Consider the following 2,142-nt stretch of genomic DNA (forward strand, 5'->3'; position numbering starts at 1 on the left):
AATTTTCAAAGGAGTCAGCATGTTCGATTACTCCCAAGCCTTTTCGAGAAACATAGGATGGGTTACTCAAGAAGAACAAAAAGCGCTCAAAAACAAACGCATCGCCATCGGCGGCTTAGGCGGTGTGGGCGGAAGCCACCTAATTACCCTAACACGCTTAGGCATAGGGAACTTCAATATTGCCGATTTGGATGATTTTGATTACCCAAACTTTAACAGGCAATATGGCGCCACACTCTCTTCGGTTGGTCGCCCGAAAGCAGAGGTGATGCAAGAAACCATTCTGGATATTAATCCAGAACTGGACATTCAGCTCTTCGACAACGGCATAACAGAAGAAAACTTAGACGATTTTTTAAAAGATGTTGATGTGTATGTCGATAGTCTTGATATTTTTGCTTTAGAGATACGCAGGAAAGTCTTTGCGCGTTGCTATGAACTAGGCATACCCACCATAACAGCAGCGCCGATGGGCATGGGCACCGCCTTCTTGATTTTTTTACCTGGCAAAATGAGCTTTGAAGAGTATTTTGCATTAGAGGGGCTGAGCTTCGAAGATCAAATCATCTATTTTATTATGGGTGTTTCTCCCACAGTTTTGCAAAGACACTATTTGGTAGATAGATCTTCTGTTAACTTTTTACATGAGAAAGTGCCCTCTACAATTATGGGCATAGAGATTAGTGCGGGAGTCGCCTGCACACAAGTACTGAAGCTACTGTTCAACCGAGGCGAGATCATCTGCGCACCACGAGGGCTGCACTTTGATGCGTATTTAAACAAGCTAAAGAAGAGCTGGCGTCCTTTTGGAAACAAAAACCCGATACAAAAGATTATGTACCGTCGTATTAAAAAAATACTGGAAGAAAATTAATCGAAAAAATTTTGATTTCACCATAAAAAAGGGAGCCACATAGGCTCCCTTACTAATACCGCTAAATTATCAATTATGCAGCTATTTTCTTTTCAGCCGCTTTACGCATTCTGAATCCACCCAAACCTAACAGGCTCAAACCCAGAAGAGAAAGAGTACCTGGCTCTGGAACATCAAATCTACCACTACCATCATGATCGGTAGTAATGCCGAATGTATCAGCGGTAAGTTGAGTAAATTGAGCTACCGTAACATCACTATCAAATGCACCGGTGAAGTCAATCGACAGACTATCCAATCCTGTTGGGCCACATGTAAACCAGATATCATAAAAGCCATTCAACCCGCCACACTGTCCAGGATCAGCGACATTGAACAAGTTATTAAATCCTGCATCTACGCTTGTAAAATCAACTTCTCCAAGAATGACACTACCTGTTCCTGTAACAAACCCTGTCGACAACTTAACATCCATAAAGTTATTGAATGTAGTGCCATCAGTAGTTAGATAAAACTCTAACAAACCCGGACCATAATTAGGCAAAACAGCACCTGAACCATCAACTGTTACCGTACCTGCCCAGTCCTTAATACCAAAAGTAATGATCCAGTTAGAACCACCATAACCATTGTCAGAATTAGCTCCAAATGTCTCAGCAGGCAGGAAGCCGGTGAACTGGTTAGTTCCGAGAGTACCAGCGGCGAAAGTGTTAGTACTTCCATCGTAGCCAGCCTGGGTTTTAATCGAATCCCCAGTACTGATGCCCGCAGGACCTACATCGTCAGTGATAACTGATGATGATTCGTAAGTAAATGTGAACTGATCTTTTAATGATGTACAAGTAGCACATTCTTTATCATCGACTACACCTACTCCACCAACGTCAATTCCGACATCCATATAAAATGGCGCAGCGGTGACGCTTCCACTTGCAGCCAGCAATGTTGCTAATAGTATCCGTTTCATGTTGTTCACCCCGTCTAGTAATACATTTTGTTTCTGTTAATCATTACAAAGCAACACCCGTACCAACTTTCAAAATAAATTATAACAAATTGATTTTATTGAATAAAAAATAAAAATGAAACTTCCTCATACACTTAAAAAATAATCTCTGTAAAAATACCTGACACTTATAATTGCTAAATCCAGAGTTCATTTCGTATAAAGCATAACTTATTGAAATTACTATAAAAAAACTGTTAAAAAAGCTGACACTTTGATAAATGGATTATTTATTCATGCAACTCAGAAAGGTATACAACAA

General features: G+C 40.3%; 2 protein-coding genes. One reads left to right on the plus strand and one right to left on the minus strand.

The genetic code is table 11. The features are described 5' to 3' along the window. The coding region (locus ABY436_RS19960; RefSeq protein ID WP_372740673.1) for a ThiF family adenylyltransferase at positions 1 to 874 on the plus strand (874 nt) is incomplete at its 5' end. 73 nt (positions 875 to 947) lie between these two features. Here the strand turns inward: ABY436_RS19960 and ABY436_RS19965 are convergent. Next, the gene (locus tag ABY436_RS19965) at positions 948 to 1,841 is read right to left on the minus strand and encodes a PEP-CTERM sorting domain-containing protein (protein WP_372740674.1); all 894 of its coding nucleotides are present in this window, start codon (positions 1,839 to 1,841) and stop codon (positions 948 to 950) included. Positions 1,842 to 2,142 lie beyond the last annotated feature (301 nt).

It is taken from the genome of Neptunomonas sp., from assembly GCF_041601355.1.
Taxonomy (GTDB): domain Bacteria; phylum Pseudomonadota; class Gammaproteobacteria; order Pseudomonadales; family Balneatricaceae; genus Neptunomonas.

Bases quoted from the DNA above. Each gene is read 5' to 3' on its own strand.
- ABY436_RS19965 (WP_372740674.1), bottom strand. From the start codon at position 1,841: ATGAAACGGATACTATTAGCAACATTGCTGGCTGCAAGTGGAAGCGTC.